Here is a 19,567-nt window from a genome sequence, read left to right on the forward strand (position 1 = left end):
CGGTGACTCCCCCCACCACCCCCAAGCCGGCACCGGCCGACGTCCTCCCTCTCACCCCACTCCAGGAGGGCCTTCTCTTCCACGCCCTGTACGAGCACGAGCGGGGTGAACAGGACGTCTACGTAGTCCAGTTGGTGTTCGAGCTGGAAGGCCCGATGGACGCGGACCGCCTGCACGCCTGCGCGCAGGCCCTCCTGGACCGCCACCCCAATCTCCGCGCGGCGTTCAGGCGCCGCCGGGGCGGCGGTCCCGTCCAGGTCGTCCCGCACCGCGCGACCCTCCCTTGGACGGAAACCGACCTCACCACCGCCCCCGACCAGGAAGAGGCCTGGGCCGAACTCCTCGACAAGGACCGCGAGACCGGCTTCGACCCGGCCCGACCACCCTTGTTGCGGTGCACGTTGGCCCGCCTCTCCGGCCAGCACCACCGCCTGCTGATCACCCACCACCACATCCTCCTGGACGGCTGGTCGGTCGCGGTCCTGGTCCGCGAGCTCCTCGCCCTCCACCAGGGCATCGAGCTGCCGCCCGTCCCGCCGTACCGGACCTTCCTCCAGTGGCTGAACCGCCAGGACCGCACGGCCGCCGAGGAGGCCTGGCGCGAGGCGCTCTCCGGAGTCACCGAACCGACCCGCCTGGCACCCGAGGCACCTCCGGGAGCAGGCCAACTCGCCCAGGTGAGGACCGAGTTGTCCCCGGAGACGGGCGCCGCTCTCACCACGGCGGCCCGCCGCCTCGGCGTCACCCTCAACACCCTTGTCCAGTCGGCCTGGGGACTCCTCCTGGGACGGCTGACCGGCCGGGACGACGTCGTGTTCGGCACGACGGTGTCGGGCCGCCCGCCCGAACTCCCGGGCGTGGAAAGCATGGTGGGCCTGTTCATCAACACGGTCCCGACGAGGGTACGGCTGCGCCCTGCGGACTCCCCGGCCCGCCTCCTGCGCGAGGTGCGTGACACCTACGCGACGCTCCTCGACCACCACCACCTGGGCCTCGCGGACATCCAGCGAGCGGCGGGGATGCCCGAACTCTTCGACACACTCCTCGTGTTCGAGAACTACCCGGCGGACCTGGCGACTTCGGGCGAGGGTCTCCACCTCTCCGGTTCGAGTGGCCGTGACGCCACCCACTACCCGGTGACGCTCGTCGCGCTCCCCGGGCCCCGCCCGCGCTTCCGACTCGCCTACCGCCCCGACCTGTTCACGTCCGAGTGGGCGCAGGCCACGCTGGCCCGGCTGGTGCGGATCCTCACGGCGATGGCTGCGGAACCGGAGCGGCCCCAGGGGCTCATCTCCCTCGAAGACCGGCCGCGCCGGGCGCAGTTGCCGCCGTCGGCGTCGCGGACCCTCACCGATCTCTGGTCGGCGCAGGTGACGGCGGCTCCCGATGCCGTCGCCGTCGTGGATCGCGGAACCTCCCTGTCGTATCGCGAACTGGACGAGCGAGCCGGGCACTTGGCCCGGGCGCTGGTCGAACTCGGGGCGGGGCCCGAGCGGGTGGTGGGGATCGCGCTGCCGCGTACGGCGGAGTTGGTCGTCGCGGTGCTGGCGGTGCTCAAGTCGGGTGCCGCGTATCTGCCGCTGGACCCGGCGTATCCGGCGGAGCGGCTGGCGTACATCGTCGGCGACGCCCAGCCGGTGGTGGTCCTGGCGACAGAAGACGGCACGGCCCGCGCGTTGCCCTGCGGAACGCCGACACTCGATCCGGCCCGGGCGGCCGGGCAGAAAACTCGGGTAACCGTTTCCACAACGCCCGCCGCCCCCGACAACCTCGCCTACATCACCTACACCTCCGGCTCCACCGGCCGCCCCAAGGGCGTCCTCGCCACGCACCGCAACGCGGTCGAGTTCGTGGAGTGGACGCACACGGCGTTCGGCCCGGAGCGGCTGGCGGAGGTCCTGTTCTCCACCTCGCTCAACTTCGACGTGTCGGTGTTCGAGATCTTCTCGCCGCTGACCTGCGGCGGCCGGATCGAGATCGTCGAGAACCTGCTCGCCCTGACCGACGGCACGCCCCGCGAGGCGGGCCTGATCAGCGGCGTTCCCACGGTCATGGCGAGCGTCCTGGCGGATCGGCCCCCTGTCTCGGCCCACACGGTCGCCCTCGGCGGCGAGCCGATCCCGGCCCGGCTGCGGAAAGACGTAGAGAACGCTTTCCCCGGCGTACTGCTCGTCAATTTCTACGGTCCGACGGAGGCGACGGTCTACGCGACGGCGTGGCGGTCGGACGGCAGCCCGACCGGCGCTCTCGACCCGGACCTCTCACCGCATGTCCAAGAGCCGCCCATCGGACGCCCGTTGGCCCGCAACCAGGTCCATCTTCTCGACCACGCCCTTCAGTCGGTCCCGGACGGCGCGATCGGTGAGGTGTACGTCGCGGGCGGCGGCCCCGCACGCGGCTACCTGGGCCGTCCGGCGCTGACGGCCGAGCGCTTCGTCGCCGACCCGTTCGGTGAACCCGGCCAACGCCTGTACCGCACCGGCGACTTGGCGGTACGCGAGCCCGACGGCCAGCTGCGTTTCCTGGGCCGCGCCGATCAGCAGGTCAAAGTCCGGGGTTTCCGGATCGAGTTGGGCGAGGTCGAGGCCGCGCTGACGGCCCATCCGACGGTCTCCGAGGCCGCGGCGACCGTACGGGAGGACGCGCCGGGCGAGAAGCGGCTGGTCGCGTACGTCGTCCCCGGCGGGCCGGTCTCCCCCGACGCCCTGCGCGAGCACCTCGCCCGCACCCTCCCGGCCCACATGGTGCCGACCGCGTACGTCACCGTTCCCGCCATCCCCCGTACGGCGAGCGGGAAGTTGGACCGCCGCTCGCTCCCGGCGCCGGACGCGCCCCTCGCGGCGAGGACCGCTCCGCGCACCCTGCGGGAGGAGCGGGTCCGGGACATCTTCGCCGAGGTGCTGAGTCTGGACGCGGCCCAAGTCGGCGTCCACGACAGCTTTTTCGACCTGGGCGGGCACTCGCTGCTGGCGCCGCGCCTCACCTCCCGCATCCGGGCGGAGCTCGGTGTCGAACCCTCGCTGCGGTCGCTGTTCGACGCGCCGACGGTCGCCGCGCTGGCCCGGGGGCCGGTGGAAGCGGGCGCCGCGCCGCTCGGCCCGCTGCTGCCGCTGCGGGTACGGGGCGAGCGCGAGCCGCTGTTCTGTCTGCCGCCCGCGTCCGGGCTGGCCTGGGGGTTCGCCGGGCTCGCGCGTCATCTCGCCCCGGGGCGACCGCTGTTCGGGCTCCAGTCGCGGGGGCTCGTCCCCGGCGAGGCTCCGGCCGAGACGCTGGCCGAGGCGGTCGCCGAGCACACCGCGCGGATCCGGGAACGCCAGCCCGAGGGGCCGTACCACCTGCTCGGGTATTCGATGGGCGGGCTCGTCGCGTACGAGGTGGCTGTCGCGCTCCAGGCCGCCGGGGAGAAGGTCGCGCTGCTCGCGGTCCTCGACGCCTTCCCCGGCACGTGGATCCGGCAGGCGCCGCCGGCCGACCGGCCCACGCTGCTGCGGAGCATCCTCGCCGTCCTCGGCCGACCGGTTCCCCAAGTCCCGCTCGCCGACGAGGCGTTCAAGGATGCCGTCCGTAGCGTGCCCGACATGGCCGGTGGCCTCACGGACGACGAGCTCGCCGCGCTGGTCGCGGTGACGGCTCAGAACGGGCGCCTGCTCCAGGAGTTCGCGCCCACCGCGTACGACGGCGACCTGCTGGTGTTCACCGCAGCCGAGGACCCGGGCGCCGTGCCCGGCCGGTACGGCGACTGGCGGCCGTACGTCACCGGTCGCGTCGTCGACCACGAAATCCCCTGCGCCCACGGGGAGATGACCCGCCCCGGGGCGCTGCACCGGATCGGCCCCGTACTGGCCGAGCAACTCGCCTAGGAGAAAGCCGACATGACCACCAACCCTTTCGACGACGACTCGATCGAGCACTTCGTGCTGGTGAACGACGAGAACCAGCACTCCCTCTGGCCCGCCTTCGCCGAGGTGCCGGCCGGGTGGACGGTCGTGCACGGCCGGGCGAGCCGGACGTCCTGTCTGGAGTACGTCGAGGAGCACTGGACCGACATGCGTCCGCAGAGCCTGATCGACGCGATGGGACAGTGACCGTGACCAAGCTGATCTGTCTGCCCTACGCCGGTGCCGGCGCCTCCTTCTACCGGCCCTGGACCGGCGGCGAGTTGGAGATCGTCGCGCCTCAGCTCCCGGGTCGTGAGCGGTTGATCGACGACGAGCCGTACCGGGACGTGCACGCGGCAGTGGACGGGCTGCTGGGCCGGCTCGACCTCGACGGCGGCCGGTTCGCGCTCTTCGGGCACAGTCTCGGAGCCGTCCTCGCCTACGAACTGGCCCACCGTCTCGTCGAGTTGCCCGGCGTCGAAGTGGCGCATCTCTTCGTGAGCGGCTCCCCCGAGCCCGATCTCGGGCGCGAGCGGCGGGCGACCGGGCTGTCCGACGCCGAATTCCTGGACCGGGTCGGTGAGTTCGCCGGGTACCGGCATCCCGCGCTGGAGGACCCGGAGATGCGGGAGCTGCTGCTGCCGACGCTGCGGGCCGACGTCGAGATGCACGAGAACTACGTCCGCAGCACGAGCCTTCCGCTGGACGCGCCGATCACCGTGTTCCGGGGCGTGGACGACGAGTTGGTGAGCCGCGAGGAGGCGGCCTCCTGGTCCAAGGCGACCAGCCGTGACTTCGGCCATGTCGAGGTGCCCGGCGGTCACATGTATCTCACGGATTCGGGGCCGGAGTTGGTGCGCGCGATCACCGACCGGCTCATGTCCGTCTCGTAGTCAGGGAGTTCGGTATGCGTCTCGACGGCAAGTCGGTGCTGGTGACCGGCGCGGCCCGGGGGTTGGGGCGGGCGATCGCGGTGGCCTGCGCCCGTGAAGGGGCCGATCTGGCTCTGCTGGACATCTGCGGTGATCTGCCCGGGGTGCCGTATCCGCTGGGTACGCGGGGGCAGTTGGAGCATACGGCCGCCCTGTGCGGGGAGTTGGGCGCGGCCGTGGTGACGGTCGAGGCCGATATCCGGGATCTGCTCGCCGTGCGGGAGGCGGTGACGGTCGCCTGCGACCGGTTCGGGCGGCTCGACGTCGCCGTCAACAACGCGGGGATCGCGGCGCCTTCGGGGAAGCCGGTGCACGAGATCGACGAGGACGAGTGGGCGCTGATGATCGACGTCGACCTGTCCGGGGCCTGGCGGGTGATCCGCGAGGTGGGCAAGGCGATGAGTGCCCGGCGGTCGGGGAGCATCGTCAACGTCGCTTCCACGGCTGGACTGGTGGGGTACCGGCACTTCGCCGGGTACGTCGCCGCCAAGCATGCCGTGATCGGGCTCACCAAGGCCGCCGCGCTGGACTACGCGCCGACGAAGGTGCGGGTGAACGCGGTGTGCCCGGGGTCGGTCCGGGACGAACCGCAGGCCGAGGGGCGGATGTTGGCGGAGATCGCGCGGGCGCTGGAGGTGCCGGTGCATGAGCATGAACGGACGTTCGTGGAGGCGCAGCCGATGAACGCGCTGATCGAGCCGGAGGATGTGGCCGGGGCGGTCGTGTTCCTCGCGTCCGACGAGTCCCGGCAGGTCACCGGGTCCGTACTGACCGTGGACGGCGGGTTCAGCGCCCGCTGAACTGCCGGAGAACATCGAGGAGTTGTTCCGTGTCGTCGTCTCTTGCCGCGCGCTGCTGTGCCCTGCGGACCCCGTCGGCCTCTGCCGAACCAGGGTCCCGGGCCTGGGTCGAGGAGCTGCCCGTACCCGCCGATCATCCGATGGCCGTGCGGCGTCGGGGAGTTGAGATGGCGCGGCCCGGGGAGGTGGTGCGGCGGGTGGTGTTGCGGTACGCGGACGGCGGCAGCGATCTGATCGTTGTCGGGCCGCGCGGAGGCCGAGCCGGGGCGGTGGAGGAGCTGGAGAGCGCGCCCCCGCCGCCCTGGGGTCTCCCCGACGGCACGCCGAGCACTCCGTACGCCCTGCCGATCAGCGAACTCGGCGAACTCGGCGACGAGACCAGCTGGTTGACCGCCCTCGGTGTGACCCTGGCCCGGTACGGGTCGCAGGACGCGCTACTCGGCACCGATCACGGTGCCTATGTCCTCCGCGACGCGAAGCCCGTTCCCGCGAGCGGGCCGGTGCTCGCGGGGCTCCTCTTCGACGACGTCGAGCGGGCCGGGGAGTATGTGCCGTGTCTCGCGCCGCCGTTCCCGTTGACCGTGTCGGTCGTGCGGGACATCGGAGGGCTCCGGCTGCGGTGCGACCATCTCGGGAGCCACTTCTCGGGGGAGATCGCCGCCCAGTTCGTGCGGCATCTCGCGCATGTCCATCGGCAGGTGCTCGATGAAGTGCCTCTCGGCGAGGTGGAGTTGCTCGACGCCGGGGAACGCGAGCGGGTCGTGGCGCTCGGGCGGGCGGGGCGGGTGGCCACTCCGGGGCCGGGAGCCGTCAGTGTTGTGGAAGCGTTTGCACACATCGCCGGGCGGGCGCCGGAGCGTGTCGCTGTGACGGACGGCACGCAGCAGGTGACGTACGGGGAACTCGACGCGCGGGCCGGGGAGTTGGCGCGGGGGCTCGTCCGGCGTGGGGTGGTGCCCGGGGACCGGGTGGGGGTGTGTCTCGACCGTAGCGCCGAGCTTGTCGTCGTGCTGCTGGCCGTGTTGAAGGCCGGGGGGACGTATGTGCCGGTGGACCCCGCGTATCCGGCGGAGCGGATCGCGTACACGGCTCGGGATGCCGGGTTGCGGGTGATGGTGACGCGGTCGGCGGGGTTCGCCGACGCGGTCTCGCCGGATGAACTCGTCGGGCAGGAGGGTGAGTTGCCTGCGCCGGGGGGCGGGGCGGCGTACGTCGTCTATACGTCCGGGTCGACGGGGCGGCCCAAGGGGGTCGTCGTACCGCATCGGAATGTCGTCGCGCTCGTCGAGGCGACGCGGGAGGAGTACGGGCTGGGTGCGGAGGACGTGTGGACGTGGTTCCACTCCGCTGCCTTCGACTTCTCCGTCTGGGAGATCTGGGGGTGCCTGCTCACCGGGGGGCGGCTGGTCGTCGTGCCGTACTTCGTGTCGCGGGAGCCGGACGCCTTCCGGGATCTGCTGGTGTCCGAGCGGGTCAGCGTGCTCAGCCAGACGCCGTCCGCGTTCGGGCAGTTGATGAGTGTCGAACACGGGGCTGTGGGCGTGCGGTTGGTGGTGTTCGGGGGTGAACCCCTCGACGCACGCGGGGTGTTGCCGTGGTTCGATCTGCATCCCGCGTGCCGGCTGGTGAACATGTACGGGATCACCGAGACCACGGTCCATGTCACCGAGCAGACCCTCACCCGGGCGCTGGCTCTCGCCGGGACCCGTTCCGTGGGGCGGGCGTTGCCCGGCTGGCATCTGTATGTCACCGGCCCCGAGGGGGAGTTGCTGCCGCCCGGTGTCGCGGGGGAGATCCGGGTCGGGGGTGCCGGGGTCGCTCTCGGGTACCTCGGGCAGGAGGAGTTGACCGCCGAGCGGTTCGTGCCGGACCCGTACGGCGACGGGCGGCTCTATCGCAGCGGTGACCTCGGGCGGCTGCGTCCCGACGGGCGGCTCGAACACCTCGGCCGTATCGACAGTCAGGTCAAAGTCCGGGGATTCCGGATCGAGTTGGACGAGATCCGCAACGTACTGCTGGAGGACGCCGATGTGCGGACGGCGGCCGTTGTCGTCCACCGCGAGGGGGACGCGGCCGGGGCGCGGATCGATGCGTACGTCGTCCTGAACGGCGGCAGCGCGGGCACCGTCCGCGCACGTGCCGCCGGCCTGCTCCCCGAGTACATGGTGCCGGCGACGGTCACCGTCCTGGACGCCCTGCCGCTGACGGCGAACGGGAAGCTGGACGTGTCGCGGCTCGTCGCGACGCCGGCGCCCACTCCCGCGCCCGCGCAACAACAGGAGCAACCGGTTGCTGACGATCTCACCGCCCGTCTCATCCGGATCTGGAGCGACGTCCTCGGCACGGACGTCGGTCCCGACGACGACTTCTTCGAACTCGGCGGGAACTCCCTCTTCGCCGTACGGATCACCGCCGCACTGCGGGAACAGGGGCTGCCTGCCGTGCGGCTGCGGGAGCTGTACCGGAATCCGACGATCAGAGGGACCGTTGCGGGGCTGGCGCGGAGCGGAGACTAGGATTCCGGCGACCTCCGGTCGGCGGGCCCCGGCACCGCCCGGCTCACGGGGCCGCTGACCGAACGCCGACAACCCCCGTAGAAACCGCGCAGAAACCCGTTACAGAAACGAAGGAGCCCCATGTCCGACGAGCGCTTCGAGGTGACCCGCGAGATAGCCGCGCCCCCGGCCTGCATCTTCGCCCTCCTCACCGACCCCCGCGGCCACGTCTCCATCGACAGCTCCGGCATGCTCCAGTCCGCCGACGGCGAGCGCGTGGCCAAGGCCGGCGACTCCTTCGTCGTACACATGGACCGCGAGGCGCTCAACGACCGCCCGATGGGCCGGTACGACGTGACGGTCGTCATCACCGCGTACGACGAGGACGCGCTGATCGAATGGACGCCGACGTCGCCCCGCTTCAAGCCGGACATCGACCACCGGTACGGCTATGTCCTGCGCGCCATCCCCACCGGCACGCACGTCACCTCGTACTACGACTGGAGCCGGATCCACGAGCGTTACCGCGCGGCCGGCGTCTTCCCCATCCTCCAGGAGTCCGCCCTTCGCGCGACCTTGGGCATCCTCGCGCGCACGGTCGAGAACCCGGCCTGATCCACGCCGCCGCCCGCCCTCCTCACCCGAGCCCGCGACCGGCCCGGCCGCGCCTGGTCCGAACCCCGCGAGCCGAGGTGTCCTTTCTCGCCGGATAGCATCGGATGATCTCCCGTTGAACGGCGGGCGGCGTGCGAGTGGCGAGGGGTGGGCGGGCTGTGGGTGGTGCGGTGGGGTGGCTGCGGGTGCCCTTGGGGGAGGACGCCGGGCGGTGGGTGACGCGGAGTGGGTGCCGGCGGGTGCTGTTCGTCGTGCACAACGTCACTTCCGCGACACGGTTGTTGGATGTGCTGCCGCTGTTCCACAGCGATGTGCGGGTGCAGTTGTTCGCCACGTGTACGGGGTCGTCGCCGTTTCTCGCGGGGGTGCCGGAGTTGTTGGCGGGGGTGGGGGTGCCGGTGGTGCCTTGGGAGCAGGCGAAGGAGGCCGGGTTCGATCTGGCCGTCTCGGCCAGCTACGGGGGTGAAATCGGGGAAATTCGGGGGAAGTTGGCCGTATTGTCACACGGGGTCGGATATAATAAGAGGCTGGCAACGCCTCAACGCCTCAACGCCTCAACGCCTCAACGCCTCAACGCCTCAACGCCTCAACGCCTCAACGCCTCAACGCCTCAACGCCTCAACCACCCACCCCCGCCCCCGTGTTCGGCCTCTCCCCCGACTGGCTGCTCCGCCCCGACGGCACCCCTCTCGCCGCCGCGACCGTCCTGTCCCACCCCGAACAGCTCGCCAGGCTCGGGGAGTCGGTGCCCGCAGCGGCTGAGACGGCGGTTCTCGCGGGGGACCCCTGCTACGACCGCATCCTCGCCGCGCTCCCCCAACGGGAGCGGTTCCGCCGGGCGTTGGGCGTCGCGCGCGGTCAGAAGCTGGTCGTCGTCAGCTCGACCTGGGCCCCGAGGTCCCTCTTCGGCGGCGACGCGCGGGACGAGGACGACCTCCTGCCCTGGCTCCTGTCCCGGCTCCCGGCGGAGCTCCCCGCCGACGAGTACCGCACGACAGCGGTGCTGCACCCCAACATCTGGCACGGTCACGGCCCCGGCCAGGTACGAGCCTGGCTGGACGGCGCCCAGCGGGCCGGCCTGGACACCGTGGACCCCCTCGAAGGCTGGCGGCAGGCCCTGATCGCGGCGGACTGCGTACTGGGCGACCACTCCAGCGTCACCTACTACGCGGCGTCGATCGGCGTCCCCGTACTCCTCGGCGCCTTCCCCCAGCAGGACTTGGCCCCGGACTCCCCGGTGGCCGCCCTCGGCCGAACGGCCCCGCACCTGACCCGGCGGGGCAGCCTCCGCGCCCAGATCGACCGGACGATCAGCACACACGACCCGGCCCGCTACAAGGACCTCGCGGAGCAGACGAGTTCATCGCCGGGCGAGTCGGCGACGCTTCTCCGGCGCCTCTTCTACGACCTGTTGGGCATCCCCGAACCGGAAACCCACCCGGCCCTCCTGACCCCCCTCCCCCTCCCGCCGTACACCCCCGCCCGACTCACCGCCCCGGTACGCGTGTTCACGCGCTGCCGCGACAACTCCACCCCACCCGCGATCGAGGTCACCCGCCACGCCGTCACCGGCGACTCCCCCGACCCGCGCACCGACTCCGACGCCGCCCACACGGTCGTCGACGAGGAGACCCGCGAGACGGGCCGCCTGGCGCTCGCCGACATCGTCGTACGCCGCGCGCCCGGGAACGACCCCCGCGTGGGCCCGCCCGCCGCATGGACGGCGGATGCGCTCGCGAGGTACCCGTACTGCGGCCTGGCGGTGTACGTCGACGGCCCGGACCGGTGTGTCGTGGGGACGCGGGACGGCAGGGTCGTACGGCTGGCCGCCGCACCGGAGCCGGACGGCAGGGCGGACCTGTGCGATCCGGCGGCGTACGCGTCGGCGCTGTACGCCTGGCTGACCGGCGAGGAGCAACCGGAGTCTGTGCCGGACGAGTTGACGGTGTGGACTGGAGCGCAGGCACACCGCGTGCGCGTCACCCCTCAACTCGACGCCTCACACGGTTAGTTCAGCGAGCCGCTCGCGAACTCGCCCGGCCCCGGCCGCGTCCCCGTTCTCTTCGTACCACTCCCGCGCAACCCGCAGATCCGCCGCCTCCTCGGCCTCCCGTCCGGCGCGCCGATACACGTCGGCCCGCAGTTCGACGGCGTCGGCGTGCTGCGGCCGGGCCCCCTCGGACTCCATGATCCGGACGGCCTGGTCGAGGCAGACGAGGGCCTGTTCGAGGTCCCCGGCGTTCCGGTGGAGTTCGCCGAGGCAGGTGTAGACGCGTCCTTCGTTGTGGACGTCGCCGAGTGAACGGAAGCCCACGAGCGCGCCGTTGAGCCGGGCGAGGGCGGCGGAGACGTCGCCCGCGCCGGTCTCGGCCCGCCCGGTGTGCAGGTCGAGGAGGGCGATGGCGCGCTCCTTGTCGTCGGACCCGTCGTCCCCGTCGGCGACACGCGCCCAGACGGCTCGCGCCTCCTGGAAGCGCTGGGCGGCCTCCCGCCAGTTCCACAGCCGGAGTTGGAGCAGCCCGGCGGCCTCGATCGCGCTGGCCTCACCGCGATGGTGCCCGCAGGCCCGGTCGGCGGCGACGGCGTCGGCAAGTTCCCGCGCGGCGTCGTCGGCCCGCCCGACTCCCATGTAGGCGAAGGCGAGTTGGACGCTCATGCGGCCCACCGCGCGGGGGTCCCCGAACTCCTCGGCCTGCCGCCGCGCGGCCTCGACGCCGAGCAGGTGTGTGTCGATCCACTGCGCATGGAACCCGAGCCGCAGGTGCAGACTCCACGTCGCCTCGCACAACTGCCAGACGAGGTCGTCGAATCCATGGTGCGCGGCGGCCCGGATCACGGCCGCGACGTTCTCCCGCTCCCGGCTCAGCTCCTCCAACGCCTTCTTGCCGTCCGGCGATTGGGCGCGGAGCCCGCGATAGGCGGGCCCGAGCCTCCACCGCAGCGGCATCACCCGGTGATCCTGGATCGCGGTCGATTTCAGCAGCGCGACGCCAACGCGCCGTACGGCGGCGGCCGTTCGCCCGAGACCGTCCTCGGTGTGGGCCAACTCCCTCGCGTGGGCCCGGGTGGCGTCGTGGAAGCGGTACCGCTCCTCCTCGATCTCCTCCAACAGGTGCACCTGGGCGAGGTGTTCGAGCTGTTCGCGTGCCCTGTCCTCCGTGACTCCGACGGCAGCGGCGGCGATCCGAAGGGTGATCACCGGCCAGGCTCCGGCGCCGAGCGCGCGGTAGAACGCGGCGGTGTCGGGCGGGAGTTCGCCGTAGGAGACGTCGAGGGCGAGACGTACGGGGTCGTGGGTCATCGGAGAGGTGTCCTCCTGTGTCCGCCGGAGTTCACGGGCCACCCGTTCCCAGCTCAGGTGTGCGCGTTCGGCGAGCCCGGCGCCGGTCGTGCACACCGCGAGCGGGTACCCGCCGGTGGCCTCGGCGACGGCCCGAACCGCCGTCTCCGGGGCGGCTCTTCCCACCGTACGCGCCAGCAGGAGCATGGCGTCCTCGGTCGCGAGGGGGCCGACGGTGCGGGGGCGGGCGCCGTAGTGGGCGGTCAGGCGGGCGAGCCGGTGGCGGCTCGTGACGAGGGTCAGCGATGTGGGCGAGGCCGGGACGAGGGGCATGACCTGGGCGTCGTCGTGCGCGTTGTCGAGGACGACGAGGAGGCGGCGGTCGGCGGTGAGCGTGCGGTAGAGGTCGCGTTGGCGGGCCTCGTCGCCGGGGACCCGGTCGGGTGCCACGCCGAGGGCTTCGAGGAAGCGGGCGAGGACGTCGGAGGGGGTGAGGGCGGTGGCGGCGGAGTCTCCGGCGAGGTCGACGAACAGGTCGCCGTCGGGGAAGCGTTCGCGCAGCCGGATGCCGCCCCGGACGGCCACGGCGGTCTTTCCGATGCCGCCGGGTCCGGTGAGCACTCCCACGAACGGGCCGTCGCCTTCGCCGGGCAGCGTCTCGATCCACTCCACGACGTCCTCGCGGTCCGTGAAGACGGAGGTCGACGGCGGCAGCATCCGTGGGCGGGCCACGACAGTCGGGGTCGTGCGCTGCGCGAACCGGGTCGCCTCGCGCAGCCATGCGCCGACCTCTTCGGCCAACTCCCCCGATCTGCGGGAGAGTTCGTCCAAGTCCCGGGCGGCGTCGGCGCATTCGGCCTCGGTGACGGGAAGGGTGGCGGCCTCCCCGGGGCGGGCGCGGCTCAGCAGCCCGTAGAGCCGCTCGGAGATGCGGCGCCCGGCCTCGCCGCCCGCGCCGGACAAGGCACCCGACGCGACCGTGGTGACGGCCGAGGTCGCCATCCCTATCAACAGTGACACGCAGGTCTCCCCAACTCGCCGTTGCAGAAATCGTATCCACAACTTCCTGACCTGCGGCAGCAAGGCAGAAGATGGCGTTTTCCTCACTGAGTGCCATGATTTACACACACTCCGCTACCGTTTCTCTCGTGACAGGCTTGCAAGCCGCGCTCTGGGGACTGCTGGGAAGCGGTGTCGCGGAAGCGCTGAATCTCTCCGCGTCCATGCGACCGGTCGGCCCGCGCCGGAAGTGGCGGTGGCCGTGGCACAGCAGGGCCGACCGGCCGGTGATGCTGGTGGCGGTCGCGCTGCGGCTGTTCGCGGGTCTTGGGCTCGCGGCGGCGCTCGGGGCGGCGGGGTATCTCACCGACGAGACGGCCGCGTTGATGGCGGGCGTCGCGACACCCCTGGTGGTCGCCCGGCTGTTCCAGGCGATCCCGCTGTACGACGCACCCCCGGCGGCCGACCCCGCCGTACCCGCAGCCCGCGAGAGCGCCGAGAGCGGGAGGTCAAGTGCCGCGCTATGACAGCGAGTCGGGAAGGTGGGTGCGGGCGCTGGCGGCGGACATGTACGGCGGGCCGCGCGCCGAACGTCAACTCGCCGCGCAGGACGGGGGATACGCCGAACATCAACTCGTCGCGCGGGACGAGGGATACGCCGGCCTGCGTCTCGCCCCGTACGGCGCCCGTCGGTCACCCGCGCCCGGCGCGCCCCGCGCCGCCGGTCGTCAACCCGCCCCGTACGCCCGTGACTTCACAGCCCGCCTCGCTCTCGCGCTCGCCCTGCGGCCGATGCCCCCGCGTGTCCCCCCGGTGTCGCGGGCGCATCCTCAGTGGTTCCCCGGTCTCCTCACCACGTTCGCGCTCGTCCTCACCTGTCTGGCCAGTGCCGCCGCGCAGGGTGTGCTGCCCACGCCGTGGCGGGAGGCGGCGCCGCCGGGCGGGACGGTTGCGGATGTGCGGTGGCGGGTGGCCGGTGAGCTGCGTCCCCAAGTCGGCGCGGGAGCCCTGGTGTTCTCGCCGGCGGACAGGAACCGGCTGATGGTGGTCGGGGCGGGCGGGGTCGAGGCGTGGGACGTGGCGGACGCCGGGCGGCCGAGGATGGTGTACCTCTCGCGGATGCCGGACGCCGGACCGGCATCGGCTCTGGGGGTCGACTCGGACCGGCGGACGGTGCTGGCGGCCTCCGACGAGCAGTTGCTCACGTGGGACACCGGGGTGGGTGTGCTGCCCTGGCTCGAATTCACCCCGGACGTACGCGGCGTGAAGGCGCTGCGCAAGCGGACCGAGAGCCTCGACATCGTCGTACGGCGCTCGCGGAACCTGACCGTCCTGCGGGAGGCCGCGACGAACGGCTCCGCCCGTGAGGGGTTCCAGACGACGGCGAGTTTCTCGCAGGCCGCGCACGCCGCGCAGTTCTCCCCGGACGGCAACACCCTGGCTATCGCCGACGACTTGGGGAACGTCCAGCTGTGGGACCTCACCCGCAACTACGAACCCACCCCGAAGGGACGCCAGTTGAACACCGGCGCCCGCCTGCCCCGCGCCCTCGCGTTCAGCGCCGACGCCGCCCTCCTCGCGGTGATCGGCAGGGACGACGTCGTACGCCTGTGGGACATCACCCACCCGGACCGGCCGCGCCACCTCGGCAATCCGGTGCAACTCCCGGCCAGGGCCATCGCGTTCGGCCCGGATCCGCACCTCGTCGCGACGGCGGGCCCGGACGGGGCCGTGTCGTTGTGGCGGCGCTGAACCGGAACGGTTCGAGGGCGAAGCCGCTCAGCCGCAAGGCGGTTCGTACGGCAGGTCCGCCGAGACGTGCTTGCGCCATGTCTCCTCCGTCAGGGCCGAACGCGTCGCCGCGCAGATCTGTGCTCGCGCGCGGGGGACGTCGGTCTGCCAGAGGCGTACGGTGCCGTCGTTGCCGGTGCTGACGAGCGCGCCGCCGGGAAGGAAGCGCAGGCCGGAGACGGAGCCGACGTGGCCGGGGACGGGAGTGCCGTAGAGGGCGGGGCGGGCGGGGTCGGCGGTGTTCCAGAGGCGGATCTCGCCGCCCGCGTCGCCGCTGGCGAGGAGGCGGCCGTCGGGTGAGAAGTCGGCGGAGTTGAGGACCGCCCCGGCGGTGAGGGGGCCGCCGGTCTTGCGCGGGGCGCCGGTTCCGGAGACGTCCCAGAGGTGAAGTCGGCTGTCTCCGCCCGCTGTTGCGAGGAGACTGCCGTCGCGGCTGAGGGTGATCGCGAAGACGATCTGCGCGTTGAGGGCGTATCCGGTCATCACCGGGGCCTTGCCGTGCCCGGTCCGCCAGGAGCGCAGCAGGCCGATCATGTCCCCCGAGTACACCTTGCCGTTGGCCGGGTCGGCCGCCAACGCCCGGACGGGCAAGGTGATTCCACCGATGTTGCCGCCAAGTGCCGTGGGCCGCGCGGGGTCCGTGGTGTTCCAGGCACGCAGGCCGCCCGCGTACCGGTTGCGGACCTCCAGGTAGCCGGCCGTCAGGGTGGTGCCGTCGGAGGCGAAGGCGAGTGCCGACACCGGGTCACCCCCGCCGGTCAGTGCGGGGCCGAGCGGGGTGGGGCGGGCGGGCGAGGTGACGTCCCACAGCCGGACGGCGCCGGTGAACTCCCCGGTGGCGAGGATCTGTTGGGGGCCGGGGCGGAACGCGAGCGCGTTCACCGAGCCGGTCAGCACCGGGAGTTCGCCGAGGCGCGCGAGCCGGCCGGGCGCGGAGACGTCCCAGAGGGTGACGCGGTTGCCCGTGGCGACGGCGATGCGGCGTCCGTCGGGCGTCACGGCGAGCGCCAGCGCCTCGTCGCCGATCACGAGCGCCGGTGGCAGGCGCCAGACGCGGACGAGTCCGTCGGCGCCGCCGCTGACGACCGTACGGCTGTCGGGGCCGAAGGCGAGGGCGCCGGCCATGCCCGAATGGCCGCGCAGGGTGGGGGTGATGACGCGGGCGCGGGCCGGGGCGCGGACGTTCCAGAGGTTGACGCCGCCCGATGTGTCGCCGGTGGCGAGGAGTTGGCCGTCGGGGCTGAACGCCACGGAGTTCACCACCGAGTTGAGCATGAGCTGGTTGACGGTGGTGGGGTGGCGGGGGTCGGCGAGGTTCCAGAGCAGGACGCGATAGTCGCTGGAGGCGGTGGCGAGGGTGTGGCCGTCAGGGCTGATCGCGACCTGGTTGACGACGAAGGAGTGGCCGCCCTTCGGGTCGGGCAGCGGCTGCGGGCGGGTGGGGTCGGAGACGTCCCAGAGCTTCAACAGGGCGGCGCCCTGGCCTCCTTGGGCGGTACCGCCGCCCGCCACGAGGACCTTGCCGTCGGGGGTGAGGGCGACGCTGCCGATGCCCTGGCCGCTCGTGCTCAGGGCGCGGCTCAGTCGGCGCGGGGCGCGCGGGTCGGCGAGGCTCCACAGTTCGACCTCGCCGGTCATCGCGGCGGAGACGCCGGGTGCGGCCGTGCCCGTGGTGGTGACGGCGACGGCGAGGGTGCGGCCGTCGGCGCTGAGCGCGAGGCTGCCGACCGTGCCCAGCCGGGAGACCCGTACGGGTGCGGACAGGGGTTGCGGGCGGGCCGGGTCGGAGACGTCGAGGACGCGGATCAGTCCGTCCGAACTGCCCCATACGATCAGGTTGTTGCGCTTGTCGTAGACGAGGGGCTGGATGCCGCCGGCCGTGGTGCCGGCGCGGATGTCGCCGGTGAGCGGAGTGGGTGCGGTGGTGCGGGGGACGTTCCACAGGCGCAGTCGGCCGAGGGTGTCGGTGGGTGCGGAGGCGGCCGTCATCAGGTGTCCTCCGGGGCCGAAGGCGACCGTGTGGACGAGGCCGAAGCGGGCGGGCAGGGTCTGCGGGAGGATCGCGCCCGACTCGGCGAGGAGGTGGGTGCGGAGGGTGTCGGTGGGCCTCATGTCGTAGGCGGCGAGGTCGAGTTGGGCGGCGAGCGCGCTGTCGGTGCCGCGCAGCCGGTCGGCCTCGGCGGTGACCCGGTTGAAGATCGCCTCGTCGCGCTGTTCGACGGCCTCGCGGCGCCGGTCGAGGGCGTAGACGGCGAGGGCGGAGGCGATGAGGGCGAGCGCGGAGACGACGGCGACGGCACCTCGCCGCAGTCGCCGGGTACGGCGCTCCTGGGCGCCGGAGGCGTGCAGGAACGCGGCGGCGAGCGGGGTGACGTCGGCGGGGTCGGCGACGGCCAGCCAGGACCGGGCGTGGTCGAGCTGTGCGCCCCTGAACAGGGCGTCCTTGTCGCGGTGTTCGCCGTCGTGCCAGCGGACGGCGGCCTCCCAGACCTCCTGGCGGACCAGGCTGGTCCTGCTGTCGGGGGCGATCCACGTGCCGAGTGTCGTCCAGCCCCGCAGCAGTGCCTCGTGCGTGATCTCGACGGTCCCCTCGCGGTGTCGGCCACCGCCCTGGGTGAGGAGCCGGGCCTCGGTGAACGCGTCGACGACGGGCGGGACTTGGGCGGGGTCGCGGGCCTCCTGGAGGAGTTCTCGGCGGGTACGGCGGCGGAAGGTGGTCGCGCCGCGTTCGTCGACCCGGACGAGTCCGGTAAACAGGCCGCGCGCCACGTCTTTCTGAGCATCCGTCAGATTCTCGTACACGCGATCGGCCGCCGCGTTGACGGCGTCGTCGATGCCGCCCGCCGCCCGGTACGCGGCGACGGTCAGCCGGTCGCCGGTGCGCTGCTGCCAAGTGGAGTGCAGGGCTTGGGAGAGGAAGGGGAGGCGGCCGGGCGGGTAGGCGTCGCGCTGGGGCGCGCCCGCGCGCAGGTCGCGGACGATGACGTCGGCGAGCTCCGGATCGATCGAGAGGCCCTTCACCTTGCACACGGGGCCCTCGATGGCCGCGCGGACCTCGTCGTCGCTCATCGCGCCGACGATCACGTCGTTGCGCAGGGCGGCCCGCAGGTGCGGGTAGGGGGCGCAGTCGCCGTAGCGGTCGGCGCGCAGGCCGTAGACGACCAGGGCGAGGGGGGTGAGGGCGGCGAGGGCGTCGACGAAGCGGGTGCGGGCTGATTCGTCGCGGCACTGCGTGAAGAGCTCCTCCAGCTGGTCGACGACGATGACGACCCGTGCTCCGGGCGGGAGTTGGAGGCTCGTGCGGATCAACTCGCGGAACGTGGCGGGTCCGTTGTCCAACGCGGCCCGCACGCGGGCGGGTTCGGTGCCCGTCAGGCGGGCGGCGGCTTCGGCGAGCTGCCCGACGGGGTCCTCCGTCGGTTTCAGCAGGAGTTGGGGCCAGCACTGGGAGCCCGGCAGCAACTTGCCCTTCGTCAGCTTCGGGAGGAGACCGGCCCGCAGCAGGGAGGACTTGCCGGCGCCCGAGGGAGCGACGACCGCGGCGGGCGTCCCCTCATCGAGGCACCGCTTGAGGGTCGCCCCCAACTCCGCGACCAGCTTCGCCCGTCCGAAGAACCAGCACGCCGACTCCCGGTCGAACGCCTTCAGTCCGGGGTAGGGGCACTCGGTCACGGCGGACGGGGAGTCGTCGTAGGCGGTCGTGCCGTCGCCGTAGTGATGGACGACGATGTCGCCCGCGGCCTGGAGGACCCGGCTGTCGCCGGTCGCCCACGCGGTGAGTGTGAGGGCGACCGCTTCTTGACGCTCCGTCATGGCGCGGGTGTCCGGCCGATGTTCAGGTCGCCGGCGGACTGGTAGATGCGGGAGCGGTCGTGGGACTCGGCGTTGAGGACATGGCCTGTCCGCGGGGCCGTGTGCGGGGCCAGTTCGGCGACCAGGTCGAGGAGCGCGCGGGCCGCGTCCGGGTCGTCCTCGACGATTCTTCTGAACCTCAGCCGCCAGGCCGCCGTGAGGTCGGAGCGGTTCGCCTCGTCCGCCGGGTCGGCGAGCAACAGGGCGCGGTCGCGGGCGAGTTCGAGGGGCAGGCGCTCGGTGTCGGGCGTGCGGCGCAGGCGGGCGAGGAGGAGCCGGGCGCGCTCCCAGGTCTCCGTGGTGAGGGCGCCCACGAGCGCGTTCGCGGCGCTCGCCGCGAGAGTGGCCAGTTCGGTGTCCATTGGGTACGCCCCCGTAAACGCGATGCCGATGGGTCCTGTGCGGACTGTTCTCGCACCGGTCCGTGCCGTCCGCGCGCGGTTGAACACATCTGGTGCGCTTCGGACGTGACGTGACCGTTCGGTGTGCGCGGGCCGACCGGACGGAGTCCCCTGATGCCGTTCTCACGGCTCTCCCCCGGCCGGCCCTGGGCGCCGCTCGCGCCCGTTTCCCCTGTACGCGGGCCCCGCATCCGGCTCCCCGGGTCCGCGTCCACACCGTACGGCGGGGTGTTCGCGGTGTCCTCAGGGGTCGCCCCCTGGTTCTGTGTCCGTACCTCCCGAGAAGCGCAGCCCCTGCGGGTCGTCCAGGTGGGCCTCCAGGGCGTCGACCAGGGACACGACGCCGTGGAAGGAGTGTCCCCGGTCCTCGGGACCGGTCTTCACCGTCCCCTCCAGGTGGCCCTCGGGCGACCTGCGCAGTTCGATCAGGATCAGCACGTCGGACTCCTTCGCCGTGGGCGGACTCGCCACGGTAGGACGGGAGTTCGGGCCGCGCGTCGGGAGGAGCCCCCGAGAGACCGGCG

General features: G+C 72.6%; 13 protein-coding genes. 9 read left to right on the top strand and 4 right to left on the bottom strand.

The genetic code is table 11. The features are described 5' to 3' along the window. Positions 1-2 precede the first annotated feature (2 nt). The 7 genes from PV682_RS16880 (at position 3) to PV682_RS16910 (ending at position 10,731) form a co-directional block, all read left to right on the top strand. Positions 3-3,860: an amino acid adenylation domain-containing protein gene (locus tag PV682_RS16880; protein ID WP_319730524.1), complete on the top strand. Its 3,858-nt coding sequence runs from the start codon at positions 3-5 to the stop codon at positions 3,858-3,860. A gap of 12 nt (positions 3,861-3,872) precedes the next feature. Beyond that, positions 3,873-4,085, top strand: a complete 213-nt coding sequence (locus tag PV682_RS16885; RefSeq protein WP_050369211.1) for an MbtH family protein — start codon at positions 3,873-3,875, stop codon at positions 4,083-4,085. Continuing rightward, positions 4,082-4,771 carry a thioesterase II family protein gene (locus PV682_RS16890; RefSeq protein WP_319730528.1) on the top strand — a complete coding sequence of 230 codons (690 nt, stop codon included), beginning with the start codon at positions 4,082-4,084 and terminating at the stop codon, positions 4,769-4,771. The genes PV682_RS16885 and PV682_RS16890 overlap by 4 nt, the downstream gene beginning before the upstream one ends. 14 nt (positions 4,772-4,785) lie before the next feature. Further along, positions 4,786-5,610 (top strand): SDR family oxidoreductase, encoded by an 825-nt coding sequence (locus tag PV682_RS16895; RefSeq protein ID WP_319730530.1) that lies wholly within the window; start codon positions 4,786-4,788, stop codon positions 5,608-5,610. Between the two features lie 167 nt (positions 5,611-5,777). Next, positions 5,778-8,126 (top strand): non-ribosomal peptide synthetase, encoded by a 2,349-nt coding sequence (locus PV682_RS16900; protein WP_319730532.1) that lies wholly within the window; start codon positions 5,778-5,780, stop codon positions 8,124-8,126. A 120-nt stretch (positions 8,127-8,246) separates the two neighbouring features. Further along, the gene (locus tag PV682_RS16905) at positions 8,247-8,720 is read left to right on the top strand and encodes an SRPBCC family protein (protein ID WP_319730535.1); all 474 of its coding nucleotides are present in this window, start codon (positions 8,247-8,249) and stop codon (positions 8,718-8,720) included. Positions 8,721-9,360: 640 nt separating this feature from the next. Next, on the top strand, positions 9,361-10,731 hold the full coding sequence (locus PV682_RS16910) for a hypothetical protein (protein WP_319730537.1): 1,371 nt from the start codon (positions 9,361-9,363) through the stop codon (positions 10,729-10,731). On the opposite strand, the gene PV682_RS16915 is transcribed toward PV682_RS16910, so the two are convergent. Beyond that, positions 10,720-13,020: an NB-ARC domain-containing protein gene (locus tag PV682_RS16915; RefSeq protein ID WP_319730539.1), complete on the bottom strand. Its 2,301-nt coding sequence runs from the start codon at positions 13,018-13,020 to the stop codon at positions 10,720-10,722. The two genes, PV682_RS16910 and PV682_RS16915, sit on opposite strands and share 12 nt — an antisense overlap. A 128-nt stretch (positions 13,021-13,148) precedes the next feature. Here PV682_RS16915 and PV682_RS16920 point away from each other — a divergent pair, with 128 nt between their 5' ends. Both PV682_RS16920 and PV682_RS16925 read left to right on the top strand, forming a co-directional pair. Then, on the top strand, positions 13,149-13,526 hold the full coding sequence (locus tag PV682_RS16920; protein WP_133258282.1) for a hypothetical protein: 378 nt from the start codon (positions 13,149-13,151) through the stop codon (positions 13,524-13,526). Next, entirely contained in the window at positions 13,513-14,751 is a 1,239-nt protein-coding gene (locus tag PV682_RS16925; protein ID WP_319730542.1) for a WD40 repeat domain-containing protein, read from the top strand. The genes PV682_RS16920 and PV682_RS16925 overlap by 14 nt, the downstream gene beginning before the upstream one ends. Before the next feature lie 27 nt (positions 14,752-14,778). Here the strand turns inward: PV682_RS16925 and PV682_RS16930 are convergent, their stop codons facing one another. The 3 genes from PV682_RS16930 to PV682_RS16940 all read right to left on the bottom strand — a co-directional run bounded on the left by PV682_RS16930 (position 14,779) and on the right by PV682_RS16940 (position 19,514). Continuing rightward, on the bottom strand, positions 14,779-18,603 hold the full coding sequence (locus PV682_RS16930; protein ID WP_319730544.1) for an nSTAND1 domain-containing NTPase: 3,825 nt from the start codon (positions 18,601-18,603) through the stop codon (positions 14,779-14,781). Further along, the gene (locus tag PV682_RS16935; protein ID WP_319730546.1) at positions 18,600-19,004 is read right to left on the bottom strand and encodes a hypothetical protein; all 405 of its coding nucleotides are present in this window, start codon (positions 19,002-19,004) and stop codon (positions 18,600-18,602) included. Before PV682_RS16935 ends, PV682_RS16930 begins: the two co-directional genes overlap by 4 nt. A 282-nt stretch (positions 19,005-19,286) precedes the next feature. Further along, positions 19,287-19,514 carry a hypothetical protein gene (locus tag PV682_RS16940; protein ID WP_319730548.1) on the bottom strand — a complete coding sequence of 76 codons (228 nt, stop codon included), beginning with the start codon at positions 19,512-19,514 and terminating at the stop codon, positions 19,287-19,289. Positions 19,515-19,567: the final 53 nt, after the last annotated feature.

The organism is Streptomyces niveiscabiei, from assembly GCF_033794345.1.
In the GTDB taxonomy this organism is placed as follows: Bacteria; Actinomycetota; Actinomycetes; order Streptomycetales; family Streptomycetaceae; genus Streptomyces; species Streptomyces niveiscabiei.